We start from the raw sequence: 1502 nt of genomic DNA, 5'->3' as shown, positions 1-1502 counted from the left end.
CGTCGAGATTGTGCTCGATGACCACGATCGTATTGCCCTGGTCCACCAGCTCGTGGAGCACCTCCAGCAGCTTCTGGATGTCCTCGAAGTGCAGGCCGGTGGTGGGCTCGTCCAGGATGTACAGCGTCCGCCCCGTGGCCCGGCGCGACAGTTCCTTGGACAGTTTCACCCGCTGGGCCTCGCCGCCCGACAGGGTTGTCGCCGGCTGGCCGACCTTGACGTAGCTCAGGCCCACGCGCTTCAGCGTCTCCATCTTGTCGCGCACGGTGGGCACGGCCTTGAAGAAGTCGGCGGCCTCCTCGACGGTCATGTCGAGGACATCGGAGATGGACTTGCCCTTGAACTGGATCTCAAGCGTTTCGCGGTTGTAGCGCTTGCCCTTGCAGACATCGCAGGTGACGTAGACGTCGGGCAGGAAGTGCATCTCGATCTTGATCAGGCCGTCGCCCTGGCAGGCCTCGCAGCGGCCGCCCTTGACGTTGAATGAGAAGCGGCCTGGCCCATAGCCGCGGGCCTTGGACTCTGGCAGGCCGGCGTACCAGTCGCGGATCGGCTGGAAGGCGCCGGTATAGGTGGCCGGGTTCGACCGCGGGGTGCGGCCAATGGGCGACTGGTCGATGTCGATGACCTTGTCGAAGTTCTCCAGCCCCTCGATCCGCTCATGCTGGGCGGGCGCGTCGCTGGCGTTGTGCAGCCGGCGCGCGGCGGCCTTGTAGAGGGTCTCGATGGTGAAGGTGGACTTGCCGCCGCCGGAGACGCCGGTGATGCAGGTGAAGACGCCGACGGGGATTTCGCCGGTGACGTCCTTCAGATTGTTGCCGCTGGCGCCAACGATGCGGACCATCTTCTTCTTGGAGATGGGGCGGCGGTCCCGGGGGACGGCGATCTCGCGGGCGCCTGACAGGTATTGGCCGGTGATGCTCTTTGGATTGGCGATCACCTGCGCAGGCGTGCCCTCGGCGACGATCGTGCCGCCATGGACGCCAGCCGCTGGACCCATGTCGATGACATAGTCGGCGGTGAGAATGGCCTCCTCATCGTGCTCGACCACCAGCACCGAATTGCCCAGGTCGCGCAGGCCCCGCAGGCTGTTGAGCAGGCGGGGGTTGTCGCGCTGGTGCAGGCCGATGGAGGGCTCGTCCAGGACGTAGAGCACCCCGGTGAGCCCCGAGCCGATCTGGCTGGCCAGGCGGATGCGCTGGCTCTCGCCGCCCGACAGGGTGCCGGAATTGCGCGACATGTTGAGATAGTTCAGCCCCACATCCACCAGGAAGCGCAGGCGATCATTGATTTCCTTCAGGATGCGCCGGGCGATCTCCATCTGCTTGTCGGTGAGCCGGTCTTCCAGGGCTGTGAACCACTCGCGGGCGTGCTGGATCGACAGGCGGGAGACCTCGCCAATGTGCCGGCCGTCGATCTTCACCGACAGGGCCTCAGGTTTCAGGCGATAGCCGCCACAGGCCTCACAAGGGGTTTCAGACTGGAACCGCCCCAGCTCTTCG

At 65.6% G+C, this 1502-nt stretch carries 1 protein-coding gene; it reads right to left on the bottom strand.

All coding sequences use genetic code 11. The annotated features are described in order from the left end of the window. Nucleotides 1-1502: excinuclease ABC subunit UvrA (gene uvrA / locus Q7V15_RS08410; RefSeq protein WP_304755037.1), on the bottom strand; the 1502-nt coding region annotated here is incomplete at both ends.

This window comes from Phenylobacterium sp., from assembly GCF_030651755.1.
In the GTDB taxonomy this organism is placed as follows: Bacteria; Pseudomonadota; Alphaproteobacteria; order Caulobacterales; family Caulobacteraceae; genus Phenylobacterium.
The sequence above is the reverse complement of the archived record's forward strand: the minus strand, read 5'-3'. Positions and strand labels throughout refer to the sequence as shown.